At 42.4% G+C, this 15,624-nt stretch carries 11 protein-coding genes; 8 read left to right on the forward strand and 3 right to left on the reverse strand.

Annotated elements, in window-relative coordinates; all coding sequences use genetic code 11:
• The first annotated feature begins 99 nt into the window (after positions 1-99).
• The 6 genes from NSS82_RS04130 (at position 100) to NSS82_RS04155 (ending at position 10,755) form a co-directional block, all read left to right on the forward strand.
• Positions 100-4,773, forward strand: coding sequence for an S-layer homology domain-containing protein (locus tag NSS82_RS04130; protein ID WP_076272157.1), 4,674 nt, complete (start codon positions 100-102; stop codon positions 4,771-4,773).
• Between the two features lie 71 nt (positions 4,774-4,844).
• Positions 4,845-5,834, forward strand: a complete 990-nt coding sequence (locus NSS82_RS04135; RefSeq protein WP_036684886.1) for a DUF4430 domain-containing protein — start codon at positions 4,845-4,847, stop codon at positions 5,832-5,834.
• The gene (locus NSS82_RS04140; RefSeq protein WP_076272158.1) at positions 5,834-6,724 is read left to right on the forward strand and encodes an energy-coupling factor transporter transmembrane component T; all 891 of its coding nucleotides are present in this window, start codon (positions 5,834-5,836) and stop codon (positions 6,722-6,724) included. Before NSS82_RS04135 ends, NSS82_RS04140 begins: the two co-directional genes overlap by 1 nt.
• The gene (locus tag NSS82_RS04145) at positions 6,697-8,367 is read left to right on the forward strand and encodes an ABC transporter ATP-binding protein (RefSeq protein WP_076272159.1); all 1,671 of its coding nucleotides are present in this window, start codon (positions 6,697-6,699) and stop codon (positions 8,365-8,367) included. Before NSS82_RS04140 ends, NSS82_RS04145 begins: the two co-directional genes overlap by 28 nt.
• The gene (locus NSS82_RS04150; RefSeq protein ID WP_076105347.1) at positions 8,349-9,077 is read left to right on the forward strand and encodes an ECF transporter S component; all 729 of its coding nucleotides are present in this window, start codon (positions 8,349-8,351) and stop codon (positions 9,075-9,077) included. The genes NSS82_RS04145 and NSS82_RS04150 overlap by 19 nt, the downstream gene beginning before the upstream one ends.
• 667 nt (positions 9,078-9,744) lie before the next feature.
• Positions 9,745-10,755: an Abi family protein gene (locus tag NSS82_RS04155; RefSeq protein WP_076272160.1), complete on the forward strand. Its 1,011-nt coding sequence runs from the start codon at positions 9,745-9,747 to the stop codon at positions 10,753-10,755.
• Positions 10,756-10,938: 183 nt separating this feature from the next.
• On the opposite strand, the gene NSS82_RS04160 is transcribed toward NSS82_RS04155, so the two are convergent.
• The 3 genes from NSS82_RS04160 to NSS82_RS04170 form a co-directional block, all read right to left on the reverse strand.
• Complete coding sequence (locus NSS82_RS04160) at positions 10,939-12,213, reverse strand: MFS transporter (protein WP_076272161.1); 1,275 nt, start codon at positions 12,211-12,213, stop codon at positions 10,939-10,941.
• A 69-nt stretch (positions 12,214-12,282) separates the two neighbouring features.
• Positions 12,283-13,194 carry an ArsR/SmtB family transcription factor gene (locus NSS82_RS04165; RefSeq protein WP_076272162.1) on the reverse strand — a complete coding sequence of 304 codons (912 nt, stop codon included), beginning with the start codon at positions 13,192-13,194 and terminating at the stop codon, positions 12,283-12,285.
• Positions 13,195-13,454: 260 nt separating this feature from the next.
• Positions 13,455-13,763 carry a hypothetical protein gene (locus NSS82_RS04170; RefSeq protein ID WP_076272163.1) on the reverse strand — a complete coding sequence of 103 codons (309 nt, stop codon included), beginning with the start codon at positions 13,761-13,763 and terminating at the stop codon, positions 13,455-13,457.
• A gap of 64 nt (positions 13,764-13,827) precedes the next feature.
• Between NSS82_RS04170 and NSS82_RS04175 the strand changes: the two genes are divergently transcribed.
• Together NSS82_RS04175 and NSS82_RS04180 are read left to right on the forward strand one after the other, a co-directional pair.
• Positions 13,828-14,199 carry a MerR family transcriptional regulator gene (locus tag NSS82_RS04175; protein ID WP_340960733.1) on the forward strand — a complete coding sequence of 124 codons (372 nt, stop codon included), beginning with the start codon at positions 13,828-13,830 and terminating at the stop codon, positions 14,197-14,199.
• Between the two features lie 48 nt (positions 14,200-14,247).
• On the forward strand, positions 14,248-15,621 hold the full coding sequence (locus NSS82_RS04180) for an MATE family efflux transporter (RefSeq protein WP_339204458.1): 1,374 nt from the start codon (positions 14,248-14,250) through the stop codon (positions 15,619-15,621).
• Positions 15,622-15,624 lie beyond the last annotated feature (3 nt).

Below are 15,624 nucleotides of genomic sequence, written 5' to 3' on the forward strand. Positions count from 1 at the left end.
CTTAACCTCTTGACGTTTATGTTGAGTGGTTTTTTTGTGGTTATAAGAAAGTTTATTCTGTTTTTTTATCATAGGTATGAAGGGAAGGGTTATGGAAAAATGAAGAAAAATAAGTTTTTAGCGTGGTTACTCATTGTAGCTGTATTTATCACGACATTCTCTACAAGTGTTATCCCGGCTCAAGCAAATGGAGCAAGCTCTACTCTTAAAGGGTACGTAACTGTAGCCGTAGAGAAATTCACCGTAGGCCAAGGGTATATTAAGGAACCTATTAAAGTTCCGATTTATGAAGGCGATAATGGCGCATCTTTAATAACACGTGCGCTAGGAGATGGGAATTATAGATATTTAGGAAATATAGATAGTGGTTTTTATTTATCAGAAGTTAAAGATAGTGGCAGAAGCGAAGTCAATATTCCACAATATATTTTAGATATGATTTCAGCTGATGGGAATACAGTCGGCACTAAAGCAGACCCAGAGTGGTTAAGTCAGTTTGACTATACTTCCATGTCGGGTTGGATGTATGCAGTAAATAATGTGTTTCCTCCGTTTGGGATGACCGATTATAAGCCTCAAGACGGTGATATCATTCGAACTCAGTTCACCACTTATGGCTATGGTTCTGATCTTGGTGGCTGGGGAGAAATCCCAGTTCAACTTGCCAATAAGGATGCTTTAACTGCGGAAATCGCCGAGATTAACAGTGACCCTAATAAAGAAACTATTTTGGACAGACCAGTAGTACAATCGGCAGTTTATCAAGCCTATTCCGTGCTCGAAAATATGGCAAGCTCTCAAATAAGTGTAGATCATGCACTTGTAGGGCTTAACCATGCATTAGACATAGAACCCCCTGTTATTACAGTAAGTGGCATACAAGATAAACAGGAAGTATCCAATAAAGAAATAAGCTTCAAAGTAGCTGTCACAGACAATGTATATAGTGACATCATTCCAGAAGTGAAGCTGAATGGTGTTACTTTATCACCTGCGAATGGGGAGTACAAAGCTTCTCTGAATTCAGGCAGTAATGCAATTACTGTAACGGCTCTTGACGGAGCTGGAAACAAAACAAATGTAACTTATCAAGTTACTTACAAACTGGAAACTACAGTTGCCGTCAAACAACAGTTAGATAAAAGCCTTGCCTATATTCTAAACACTGTAAAGAATCCGTCGTTTGGTACAGGTAGTGGAGAATGGTCGATCCTTTCTCTGGCACGGGCGAACTATACAGTACCTAACGGTTATTACGATCTTTATTACAACAATGTAGCGACGAAAATAGCATCGATCATTAAAGAGGATGGAAAACTCGACGCCAATAAAAGCACAGAGAATTCCAGAGCGATTCTAGGGCTTACCTCTATCGGAAAAGATATCACAAATGTTGCGGGATATGATCTGAGAAAAGCACTCGCTGATTATCAATATATCCAAAAGCAAGGCAATAATGGTCCGATTTTTGCTCTGATTGCGCTAGATAGCCATAACTATGAGATCCCTGTAGTTGAAGGAATTACAGAACAGACCACAAGAGAAAAACTAGTTCAGTATATTTTAGATAAAGAGGTTAAAAAAGGTACAGCAGAAGCTGGTGGCTGGGCATTAGGCGTAACCAAAGCAGATGTCGATATGACTGCGATGGCGATGCAAGCTCTTGCACCTTATTATGCATCCCGTGATGATGTAAAAACTGCCGTGGATCGGGCCATCCAATGGCTGTCCGATAACCAAAACAATCAAGGCGGATTTACAAGCTGGGGAAGCACTAGCAGCGAGAGTATCTCGCAGGTAATTGTAGCCTTAACTGGTGTAGGTGTAGATCCGCACACGGACGCTAGATTTGTTAAAAGTGGAAATTCGCTTATTGATGCATTACTTAGCTTTGCTGCACCTGAGGGTGGATTTAAGCATATCCTCACAGGCAAAGTGGACAATATGGCAACGGACCAAGGTACGTATGCACTTGTGTCTTATGATCGTCTGATCAATCATAGCAACCGTCTCTTTGATATGAATGATGTGAAAGTGGAACAACCAGAAGAACCGGGGCCTGGGCAACCAGAGGGTCCGAAAGAACTTCCGTTACCTTCTGGGGAGAACCCGAAAGTTGAAATCCCAAATGACGCTAATGATTATATCGTTCCGATCAGCACTGGAGATAGCAACAAAGAAATCACAGTAGCTATTCCGGAGGGAAATCAATCGAAGGTTAGTGTCAATTTACCAAGTAACAGCGACCTTCCTCAGATAGAGGCCATAAAAGGTAACGTATCTGTAGTCATTCCTAAGGGTGCAAAAGTTACAAGTGGGGATGCCTCTGCAATTGAACTGATTTCAGCTTTAACCGGTGGAGAATCTGCACTAAAAGATAGTGTGAATCAGATTATTCCCGGGGACAAGAAGCTTGATAATATTCTTCAAACATTTTCCATGGGTGGTAGTGCAAGAGTAGAATTCAGTCAATTTATTACGTTAACCTTTAAGGACCTTAAAGGAAAAGATGCAGCTTATATTCAAAATGGCACTCCTCATGCCATTCAAAAATTTGCAAGTGATGACTTAGGTTTTGCAAGCGGTAAGTCTGAGTATGCCTATGATAGTGGAAATGATTTAATTGTAAAAACCAATCACTTCACTGACTACATTGCTTATGCTTCCAGTGCAGTACAAACACCTGGCGGCGACGGTGGTAACGGTAATGGCGAAGGTAATGGTAGCGGAAATGGTGAAGGAAATGGCGGCAACAATGGTGGCGGAACCACTCCATCGAAACCATATGTAATCCTGTCCGTGGATAAGCTTACGATTAATAAGGGATATGTTGTTCCATCTGTACAGGTAGAGCTACAATCTGGTGACACAGTGTGGTCTGTACTAAAAAGAGTGCTGGATAGCCGCGGTATCGACTATAGAGATTCCTGGAACAGTGACTTTGGAAGTGTATATGTTGAATCCATAGCTGGTGATGGGGAATTTGACCATGGCAGCGGCAGTGGATGGATGTATAATGTGAATGGGAAATATCCTAATTATGGTGCATCTTCATATGACCTAAGTGCCGGGGACAGAATTCAGTGGCGTTATACTACGAATTTGGGTGTGGATCTAAATGCACCGATACCAACGATGAGCCCAACCCCAACGCCTAAGCCTGGTGCTACTCCGGCTCCTGGTGGGGGAGCTAATCCGGAAGGCAGTGGTGATCCAAATGTGAGTCCATCTCCAACAGTGACTCCTAAGGATCCTACCCAGAATACGAATGATATTAAACAACTGTATACAGATGCTGATAAGATTTCTTCCTGGGCCTATTCAGCGATTGAAACAGCTACAGTAAAAGGATATATCCAAGGTAACAATGGTCAGGTGAATCCGAAGGCTTATATCACAAGAGCGGAGTTCACTAAGATTCTCGTTTCTGCATTAGAACTTGATATTAAGAGTGATAAAGGCATTACCTATAAGGATGTCGCTCTAGGCGATTGGTTCTATCCATATGTGAATGCTGCGCATAAGGCAGGTCTAATCACAGGCTTTAATAATGAATTTAAGCCAAATGACAAGATTACTCGTGAGCAGATGGCCGCAATTATCGTCAGAGCATTGGCCATCCCGGCGATGAAGCCTGGAACAGCGATTAAAGATATCAACACAGTATCGGCATGGGCCAAAGCAGATGTAGAGACCGTTGTTGCGACTGGTTTGATGTTAGGTGATGATAATCAATTTAAGCCTAAAGAGCTAGTAACCAGAGAAATGGCGGCTGTTGTAGCTACTAGAACCCATGATTATAAGAGTGGGAACAAAGTGGTTAGTCCAACTATTCAGAATTCAGCAGTTAGTTCTTATATTCAGAACACAGCTGCCTTTTTGCAAAAAACAGTAACAAACCCGGTCATCTCCTCGGTTGGCGGGGATTGGACAGTCTTCGGACTGGCACGTTCTGGTGTGAAGGTTCCAGATAGTTATTACACTAAGTACTATGCAAATGTAGAAGCGACTCTTAAAGAAAAATCAGGGAAGCTGCATAGCGTAAAATATACGGAATATGATAGAGTTATTTTGGCATTAACTTCAATCAACAAAAATATTGATAAAGTGGCGGGTTATAACCTACTGGAACCGCTCGCGGATTTTGATACTGTAATTAAGCAAGGTATTAATGGACCTGTGTTTGCTCTCATTGCACTGGACAGTAATCATTACGACATTCCAGTGGTTAAGGATGTAAAGACGCAGACGACTAGAGAGATGCTCATTGATTATATTTTGGGCAGAGAGATCAGCGGCGGTGGATGGGCACTAGGCAGTAATGCTACAGCGGCTGATCCAGATATCACGGGGATGGTCATTCAAGGCTTAACGCCTTATTACAAAACCAACGCCAAAGTAACAGCTGCTGTGGACCGGGGGATTGCTTGGTTATCCAAAACACAGACAGCAGACGGTGGTTTTGCAAGCTGGGAATCTACAAATTCCGAAAGCATCGCTCAGGTGATTGTAGCTTTAACTGGCCTTGGTATTGACCCGCATAAGGATTCCAGATTTATTAAAAATGGACATTCCGCAGTAGACGCATTGCTTAGTTTTGCTGCACCTGAAGGTGGCTTTTATCACGTGAAGCAGGGTGGAGTAGGCAATGGAGGCGCGCAACCAGGAGAAGTAGATCTTATGGCTACTGATCAGGCGATGTATGCACTGGTTTCCTATGATCGGCTCGTTAATGGCCAGACACGTCTTTATGATATGACAGACGTCAAATAGAATTTTATTTAGAGAGATAAGCAAGGGTAGCGTGTATACCCTTGCTTATTATTTAAGGTGGGACTAGAGAAATGAACAAGAAGAAATGGTTAACCGCGATACTAATCATAGGTGTATTGGCTATCGCCTTCTTTTGGGGCGGGGATTACCAGAAGAGCCCAAACAAGGTCGCTAATAGTAGCGTTGAGACACAGGTTATAGAGCCTGAGAACACTGCTTCCGCAACAAATGATGATGTTGAACCCACTGAGGCAATCGCTACTGAGACAACAGAGATAACACCGTCAGCTACGCCAAGTGAAACAGCTAAGCCCATTGAAACCCTAAAACCAAATGAATCGGCAACACCAACGGAAGCTGTAACACCAACAGGAACTGCAGCACCAACAGAAGTTGTAACACCGGTCGTAACAACAAAACCTGCTGCAACGAAGCAACCTACCGCAACGCCGAAAGCGGCTAAAACGCCCGTGCCGGAAACGAAAGCGACGGCAAAACCCGTAACAAAACCTGATTCAAAAGTAGCGACAACAGAAACCAAGCAGGAACCGAAAAGGGATAAATTTCTTACCGATCCAGTGCCGAGCGGGAAACCTAAACCAGTGGAATGGCAAGATGCAACAGTAGATAAGAAGAAGCAATTAACGGCTACCTTGTCCGTCTCAGCGGCAACAATTTTAGATAACATGGATATTTTTAATGAGGATAAGCTTGAAGTATTGCCGGCAGATGGTATCATTTATAAAGCGCAGAAGGTAACCTTTTATGAAGGTGAGTCTGTGTTTGATGTTTTACTAAGAGAAATGAAGAAGAATAAAATCCATATGGAATTTAGCATGACGCCGATCTATAACAGTAATTATATTGAAGGCATAAATAATCTGTATGAATTCGATGCTGGAGAGCTCAGTGGATGGATGTACAAAGTAAATGGCTGGTTCCCTAACTACGGCAGTAGCCGTTATGTTCTCAAAGATGGCGATGTCATTGATTGGGTATACACTTGTGATCTAGGTCGAGATGTAGGTGGGTATGTAGCCACAGGAGGAGCTCAGAAATAATGAAGGATAGCTTTTCTACCTTTCATCCGTTTGTGAATTTTCTATATTTTGTTGTTGTATTGCTGTTTAGCATGGTGTTTATGCATCCTATATTTCAGGTGATCGCCCTTAGTAGTGCTGTAGCCTACTCAATTATGTTAAAAGGAAAAAAGGGCATCCGATTTAATCTGCTTTACATGATTCCTTTTCTGCTATTTATGGCAGTGATGAATCCTGTTTTTAATCATCAAGGGGTAACGATCTTGTTCTATTTAAACAACGGGAACCCCATTACGAAGGAATCGATTCTTTATGGCGTGGCAGCGGCGTGTATGTTTGTGACGGTAATTATTTGGTTCTTCTGTTATAACGTCGTGATGACCTCGGATAAGTTTATTTATATATTCGGAAAAATACTGCCGGCACTGTCGTTGATTTTTTCGATGGTGCTTCGTTTTGTTCCTAGATATTTAGCGCAAATCAAGGTGATTTCTAATGCTCAAAAATGTATAGGCCGGGATGTCTCACAGGGAAATCTCCTCGCGCGTGCGCGGAATGGGATTACGATTCTCTCCATTATGACCACCTGGGCTTTGGAAAATGCGATTGAGACAGCGGATTCCATGAGATCGAGAGGGTATGGATTGCCGGGCCGTACAAGCTTTTCTATCTTTCGGTTAGATGCCCGAGACAAAGTAGTTCTCTTGATCATGACAGGCTTAATTGCGCTGGTAGCCGTAGGGGCAGTGATGGGTGAGAACACCATGAGATTCTATCCATCGATTAAAGCGAGCACAATTACACCTTTTAGTATTCTTATATATATCGCTTATTTTGCGTTATGTATGATCCCAGTGCTCATCAATATGGTGGAGGCAATGAAATGGAAATCTATCGAATCGAAGAACTAAGCTTTACTTTTCCTGAACAAGAGCAAGCGGCTCTTTCGAATATTAATCTAACGATTGAAAGTGGAGACTTCATTACCATTTGTGGAAAGTCAGGCTGTGGCAAAAGCACTCTGCTTAGACAACTGAAAACAATCCTAACCCCACATGGCAATCGCCAAGGGGCAATTTATTATAAGGGTCAACCTGTAGAGGAGATCGATCAACGCACACAGGCAGCGGAAATTGGTTATGTACTCCAAAGTCCGGACAATCAAATTGTGACAGATAAAGTATGGCATGAGCTTGCTTTTGGGCTTGAGAGCTTAGGGTACGATAATTCTACGATTCGCCTGCGTGTGGCGGAAATGGCTAGTTTTTTTGGGATCCAGACCTGGTTTCATAAAAGTGTGACCGAGCTATCAGGCGGCCAGAAGCAGCTGCTTAACTTAGCATCCATAATGGCTATGCATCCCTCGGTTCTAATCCTCGATGAGCCTACCTCCCAGCTAGATCCTATTGCGGCTTCCGATTTTCTGGAGACGGTCAAAAAAATAAATCGTGAGCTGGGAACAACCGTGATCATGACCGAGCATCGTCTAGAGGATGTTCTTCCGCTTACAGATCGGTTGATTGTGCTGAATGAGGGAGCTGTGATAGCTGATGATCCCCCGCAAAAGGTGGGCGAGGTTTTATGTAAGCTGAACCATCCGATGTTTCTGTCCATGCCCTCACCGATGCAGATTGTTGCAGGAGTAGATCATGACTTAGTGTGGCCTGTTACTGTAAAGGAAGGACGCCAATGGTTGGATGCTTTTCTAAAGGGTAAGACTCCTGCAACGATGGCAGAAACTCAGCCTAGCACGAAAGAGGCCGGCCCTGTAGTCATAAAGTTTAAGGACGTATGGTTTAAATATGATAAAAATGGGCCGGATGTCATTAAAGATTTGTCGTTTGAAGTGAAGCAAGGGCAATTTTATTGTATTGTTGGCGGGAATGGAACAGGGAAGACATCGACGCTGTCGCTGATGAGCGGGATCCTTCAGCCTTATAGAGGGAAAGTTCTTATCGGCGGGAGCAACCCTGCGAAGATGAATGCCAAAGCGTTGTTTACTAACAATCTGGGCTTCCTCCCGCAAAATCCGCAAACCTTATTTGTGAAAAAAACAGTCGAGCTAGATTTATATGAAATGTTATCCCAGCTCTCTTTGACGAAGGAAGAAAAAAACGCCAGAGTTGAAGCTGTGGTTAAGTTCGCAGAACTGGAACATCTCCTCTCCATGCATCCGTATGATCTCAGCGGGGGAGAACAACAGCGTGCAGCGTTGGCGAAGGTCCTTTTGTTAGAACCAAAGATTCTGCTGTTGGATGAACCGACCAAAGGACTGGATGGGCCCTTCAAAGAGAAGCTAGCCGTATTCCTGCAAAAGCTCAATGCCGAAGGCGTTACTATTGTAATGGTCTCGCATGACGTTGAATTTTGTGCCAAATACGCTGAGGTCTGCGCCATGTTTTTTGATGGAAGCATTATCACTACGAATGAAGCGCAGAAGTTTTTTGCGGGAAACAGCTTCTATACAACTGCTGCCAACCGTATGGCGCGTCATGTATGGAATGAGGGAGTAACGATAGAGGGTGTGATTGATTTATGTCAAAGAAGCAGATAACGGATCGTCGTTTGAGTCGTCGAACTTTATTAGCGGCACTACTAATCCTCATAGTCATTCCAGCTACGATTTTATTAGGCATCTTTGTGCTAAATGATCGGAAGTATTATTTTATCAGTCTATTAATTGTTATCTATACGATGGTTCCTTTTGCGATGGTGTTCGAGAACCGGAAGCCGCAGGCGAGGGAACTGATCGTTATAGCGGTGTTAGCAGCCATTGCCGTGGCGGGACGCGCAGCCTTTTTTATGTTGCCGCAGTTTAAGCCAGTGGTTGCTATTGTCATCATCGCAGGGGTAAGCTTGGGAGCGGAGGCAGGATTTTTGGTTGGCGCTGTTGCAGGCTTTGTCTCGAATTTCTTCTTTGGGCAGGGACCTTGGACGCCTTGGCAAATGTTTTGTTTTGGCATCATTGGCTTCCTGGCGGGCATTTTCTTCAAGAAGGGTCTGCTTAAAAAGAATAAGCTTTCGCTATGTATATTCGGAGGCTTAGCGACGTTTTTCGTATACGGAGGCATTATCAATATAGGCTCGTTGATGATGTTCACTTCAGAGTTCTCCTGGCCGGCTTTAATGACCACTTATATTTCAGGTTTTTGGTTTGATATGGTGCATGCGATCTCGACGGTGGTATTTTTGTTTTTTATTGCTAATCCTATGATTGAGAAGTTGGATCGGATAAAAACGAAATATGGGTTGATTGAGCCTTAGGGTTTGCTGGTGGGTGTTGGATGCTTTATGCTTTGCGCTGGCGGACGCTCCGAGAACGGACTATTGTTCCAATCGCTGTTGTGTCCAGATTTTTTTGAATTTTTAACCTCAACGGTAAAATCCGGACACAGCATATGCTTACGAAGTGAGCTTTCCTTCGGAAAGCTTTCGGGCGAACGCTCCGCTTTTCCACAATCAGTCCGTTCTCTCCGCTGCTATCAGCGCGAATTCCAAAACACCAACACACAAACACAAACACACAAATACACAAACACACAAATACACAAACACACAAATACACAAACACAAGGCTTAACGCCTCCCACTTCGGTTTTTAGCGGAAGGATGAGGGGAACTAGTGGCTACGAATCAAGCCACTGTGACAAGCCACTGAAAAGAGAATATACCTAGTAGCGATGCTCCTAGGTGAAAACTTATAAAAACAGGCGATGTTCCGGTATCGCCTGTTTTTGTCGATTCTGTGGAGTATCTCATTCATTATGCCAAACGTCCTAGAAGTTCATATCCCTATTTTTTTATTTAATGTATAATTCAGAGTGTTTTTTTACATTTGCTTACGAAAAATGGAAGTAAACTAGGTATCTCGCTCATTTAGAAAATTATAGAACCTTTAAATAAATAGATTAAAAATAATGGGGAGATTTATTTGAGCACACATGTTACCAAAACATTCAAATCTTTAGACCAACAAATTGATTTATTAAAAGAAAGAAAATTAATTATTAGGGATGAAGAAAAAGCTAAACGACACTTATTAGAAAAGAATTATTTTGACTTAATAAATGGATTTGAAACATTGTTATTAACTGATTCAAAAGCTACTAATAAAGAATACAATGGTCTTTTTTTTGAAGACTTTTTATTGTTGTATGATTTTGATAAAAAATTGAATTTAGAGATTTTGAAAATTTTAGATAAATTTGAAATTCGTTTGAAATCTTCCATGGCATATCGGTTTTGTGAAAAACATTATTTAAATGCTTCTGATTCTGCATGTTACATTGATATCAATAAGTATACCAATCCACGTTCAAATCATTTGAGTTTACCTAAAGATTTAGCTAAGAATATTACAGGACATAAAATATTTCAGACAAATATTTATTTCAATGGGGCTACGTATAGTAATTTCATTGAGCATTGCAGAGCTAAATATCCTTATATATCTACTTATGATCCGTTCTGGGTGACTATTAAAGTCCTTGAGTTTGGTTCTCTCTTTAGTTTATTATTAGGATTTGAAAGAGATATTTTTGAAAAGGTTATTGAAGATATGGGGATGAAGTACATTGATAAACAAAAGTTTATCAACTCAGTACGAATTTTTATTGAATTAAGAAATACTTGTGCACATTTTCAATTAGTTAATAGATTTCGGACATCGAATCGTTTAAGGATTGATTCGGGTTTGATAAATGATTTAGGTTTAAGAACTAAAATTAATACTGCAGGAATTTCAACTTATTATGAAATAAGACTATATGACACTTTATTAGTACTTTCCCAGTTTGAAAGTCTAAAAGATATAGAAAAGCTATTTAAAGATTTTTATTTTAGACGTTGTAATTCAAAACGTGAAAAAAGCTTAATGGTAAAGATGTTCGAAAGAATGGGGCGGGGAAAGCATTCAGATTGGTTTAAACTAGGAATGAAATGATTTTTTCTTTATTAATTTTAGAATATATGTTATTATTTATACATAAAATAATCGTGCGTGACGGCGAGTTATCCGAGACAAAGGTTAACTGTTTAGTCAAAAAAAGAGATGCTTATAAGCATCTCTTTTTTTTATTCATTTCATCATAAATAATTAAAATGAATTTTTTAAGCCTATTACCATCTATCGCTCAGTTACAACACTTTGCGATGAACCTTCCACCACGGGGCGCCGATGAGTGGCTTCAAGTGTGGAGAGGTCGCCGTCCAGTGTTTTGAGTCCGGGGAGCAGCAAGGCAGCGCTGGCACAGAGCAGTGGAAGCAATCCGGCGATGACAAAAAGCGCAGGCACGCCATAGAGTTCAGCAATCGCGGCGCCGGCAAAAGCACCAAAAGGCTGCAAGCCGCCACCGATTAAAAAACGGATGGAGTTGACTCTTCCTTGCAGATTACCCGGAACCAGACGTCCATGGAGTGAAGAGCTTAAGGAACCGAAGAAGGGAGCTATCGTTCCGGTGGCGAATACGGCGGCGAGAGCAAAAGAAAAACTAGGAAATAACCCCCATAATGTTGTTACTAAACCGATGGTCCCCAGACTGCCGAGCATGACAAACCGCCTCTTTTTAATTTCCCCTATCATGGAAATGATGCTTAGTCCGACTAAGGTTCCAAGTGCGAAAACTGTACTAAGTGTGCCCATCGTCGCCGCATCACGGTGGAGCACTTCGCGTACAAAAGGAACCATCATGGTCCAGACGGCAATGGAGCTTAGATTACTAATAGAGGCCATCATCATTATCGTAAGCATAGCGGGGAATTGTTTATAGAAGGTAAAACCCTCAGCTATTTCGCGAACATAGACGGTAATGGAGAAACGGCCTGGAGCTGGAGAGGGCTTGGGTAGCTTCTGCAGGCACAGCAAGGTAGTGATGGCCGCAACGTAACATAACATGTTGATGCTAAGGGCTGGCAGCGCTCCACTGGCAGCGGTCAAAGCCCCAGCCAGGGCGGGGCCCAGCAAGACTGCTGCACTTTTGCTGCCATCGATGATAGCAAAAGCCCGCACCAGCTTCCGGCTATCGGCAACGCCGGGAATAACAGCCATGGCTGTTGGCATGAACAGAGCGGCACAGGCCCCGCTGAGACCAGCGGCGACAAACAGATGCCACAGCTGCAGTTGGCCAGCCAGACCCATGCCTAGCGGCAGTGCTATAGCTAACAGGCGAATGGCTGCCAAGCAGGCCATAAAGCGTACCCGGTGGAGTCGGTCGGACAGCGGCGAGCCCAGCAAGCGCAGCAGCAGCTCAGGTATGCCGGAGCTGAGCGCGAGTGCTCCCATCGCTAGCTTGGAACCCGTCAATTCATAGACGAGCCATTCCATAGCCAACAAGCCAAAAGCATCCCCAAAAGCACTTAAAGTTATGGTTGAGAGTAAACCATAATAGCTGCGTTTTATCATAGCCTGTTCACTCCTTTCTTATATTTCTCGCATATACGCTTACCGTCCTTATATGGACGCTTAAGGCGTTTATGCTTGACTCTCTAGATACGACCCAATCTGCTGCGGTAGCCCATTTAAGGCTTCCAATCGCAGGCTGTACGATGTGCTTTTAACGTTGGTATGGACAATGACCAGCCCTGCTGCGCGCAACGCGATCAGATGGTAGTGGATTGTACTTTTAGAAAGTCCGACTTCCCGCACGATTTCCGTGAAATTCAACTGCTTGCCTGTAAGCAAACGAAGGATATACAGCCGCGTCTCATCCGAGAGTGCCCGGGTAAGTCGAAGCAGTGCTGGAGCAGGCCGGCCAGCTTCCGGAGGGAGAACATCACAAGAGTAGCTAGTGAACACGAATTCATCAAACATAGAGGTGGTGACCAGTGGGCGGGCATGATATTGCGGAATGATAATGACCTGCTTCAGACGTTCGGTTGGATAGAGGCGCATTCCGTCGGTTGCTGCTTCAAAGACTTCCATATCATTGTTCCCGTTCAGTGTCATTCGTCTTGACTCTGCTTCCTGTTCTAGCCCTTTGAGGATATTAGGGTCGATTCCATTGAAGTAACCCGCGTTCCATTCGCGCAGGATGTCAGAGGCAGTGTCTCTTAGCTCGGAAAGATTAGAGGGGACCGATTGGCCGAAACGTCCAGATATTTCATACAGTTCACCCGAAGTTAACCCATCAAACCAATCCAGAAAGCTGCTAACCGAACGTTCTACTGGACAGCACCAAATATAGGGAGCCAAACTGAAATCATCAAGTTTCTTAACGACCTCTTGCATTTTACGAAGCAACATCGGGGCAAATCTTGCTTGGACTTCACGTACCCAGAGCTTACCGGAATCCATAGCAGTATGGTTCTGCTTGCTTAGAAAAGCAGTCATACTGTTCACACATTCATACATGGGGGCAAAATCGACTTCTACTTTATATTCCATGAGCTTCTCCATTCTTTGAGTAAGTTACTGAAACAATTATTTGTTCTATAATTATAGAACTTATTATTGGTTTTATTGTAAACGAACTAAAATTCGTTTTCAATAGCCATTCGACTGAAAAACAAAAGAAATTTTAATTACGAAAAAAAGACAGTTCCGGTAGGCACATTTTGTGCATTAGGAACTGTCTTTTGATGTCTACACAATTTATATACTTTTTAGGAGTTCCACTTTCTGTCTTCAGGCTCATAATGAAGAGACTAGGTTAAGAAGTAGCCCACAGTAAAGATCAGCGCAACAATAAAGTAATGAAGCCAGTTATTCCAACCGAAGACAAACTTACCGTTGAGCCAGCGGGAGATAAGACAGGTGAGAAAACCGATAATAAACCAAATGAAGTTAAGCGGTTTACATAAGGCATAAAGGGTGATGACGACTAACGTAATATGAGATAGCAAAAACAAATAAATATAACCCACAGTAGATTTAGCGGAGCCCTTAATTAGAATCCCCACTGCCCCAAGCACACTAACCATTCCATATAAGATTATAAGGCTTGAACCTATCATTTGATGCACCCCCATTAATAAAATTAAACGTTACGGGGTTAACCCCGTGTCAATTTATATTTGTATGGAGGAGGTTGTACTTTTGCGAATCGGTGAATTTATAGCCCTAACAGGAACTACGAAAGACACCATCAGACATTATGAGGATCTGGACTTGATTATGTCCAAGGGACCAGATGGTAAACGGATATATACAGAGCAGCATCTGGCAGATTATTTTGCCATTCAAGAGTTGAAAAGTTATGGAGTGAAGCTAAGGGATATCCAGTCTATTTTTAAATTGAAAAGGAGTTATGGGTGTGGCCATGCAAAGTTGATTAAGGAAGTAGGTGAATCTCTGAATCTTCTGCTGGACGGATTGAGACAAGAAGAATTGGAACTCCGTAATCGGATACAGATGCTTGAAAGGCTGGTCCAACAGATTGCTGAAATATAATCAATTGATTATATAAGTGTTTGGTTATATAATAAATCTGAAAATCAGATGAAGAAGGTGTTATTAGATTTGAAGGAATTGCAGGGCATGAATGATTTGACTCAGGGTCCTATTATGCCTACCTTAATGAAATTAACGCTTCCCATTATTGCGACGAATTTCATCTCCACAACTTATGGCCTCGTCGATATGATTTGGGTTGGAAGATTAGGAAGTGGTCCTGTTGCCGCGATTGGCACGGCGAGTTTTTTCATTAATCTAGCGATTGCATTGTCGACTATGATTACGATCGGTACAGGGATTAAGGTTGCGTTTTGTATGGGATCTGGCCAGATAGAGAAGGCTAAATCTTATATGAAAAACGGGTTTATGATGTCTATTTTATTAGGACTTCTCTATATGAGTTTAGTTCTGTTGACCAACAATCGGTTGATTGGTTTTTTTGATCTTGGAAGTGATGAAGTTGAACGGATGGCACGGCAATTTTTAATGATTTCGATCTTCGGGACGGTATTTTCCATCGTAAATACTTTGTTTGCCACACTCTTAAACTCGATGGGAAATAGTAAACAACCGTTTCAGATCTTCTCCATTGGTCTTATGGTTAATATTGTCCTTGATCCATTTTTAATTTTTGGCTGGGGCAGTTTTGAAGGTTGGGGAGTAGCGGGGGCAGCCACGGCAACATTGACAGCGAACATCTTAGTTACGGCTCTTTTTATCATAAAGACAAGAAAGTCAGAAATCATTTCGAACACATCAGCATGGGACAGTCGTCAAATGAAAGAAGTAATCCGTATGGGACTTCCGATCACAATCCAACGGGTCACCTTTACGCTCATATCGATCGTCATTGCTAAGATCATTGTACGTTTTGGGGCGGATGCGATTGCGGTGCAAAAAGTAGGGATTCAAATTGAATCTATTTCTTATATGACAATTGGAGGACTACAGGGAGCTATTGCTGCCTTTTTTGGTCAAAATTATGGAGCACGCCGATTGGACCGTATTGGGCAGGGCTATCGTAAGGCTTTGATCTTAACCTCCATCTTTGGCGTGATCATATCGCTTATATTTATCGCGTTCCCGCAGCAGCTATTTTCCTTATTTTTATCAGATCAGACAAGCCTGGAATTAGGCACTAATTATATGCGCATCATTGGTTACTCACAATTATTCATGTGTATGGAATTGATGACAGTAGGTGCTTTTAACGGTATTGGCCAAACCCATATCCCGCCGATCTTTAGTATTACATTTACAGCACTGCGAATTCCACTAGCCTTGATCTTATCCGGACCTTTTGGCTTGAGTGGGGTGTGGATGTCGATTGCTCTAAGCAGTGTGTTTAAAGGAGTTATTCTTGTGTTCTGGTTTAGAAGATCTTTATTCAAAATGAACAAACAGCAGGTAAACTACTAAGCA

This window comes from Paenibacillus sp. FSL H7-0735, assembly GCF_038008505.1.
GTDB lineage: Bacteria > Bacillota > Bacilli > Paenibacillales > Paenibacillaceae > Paenibacillus_AQ > Paenibacillus_AQ odorifer.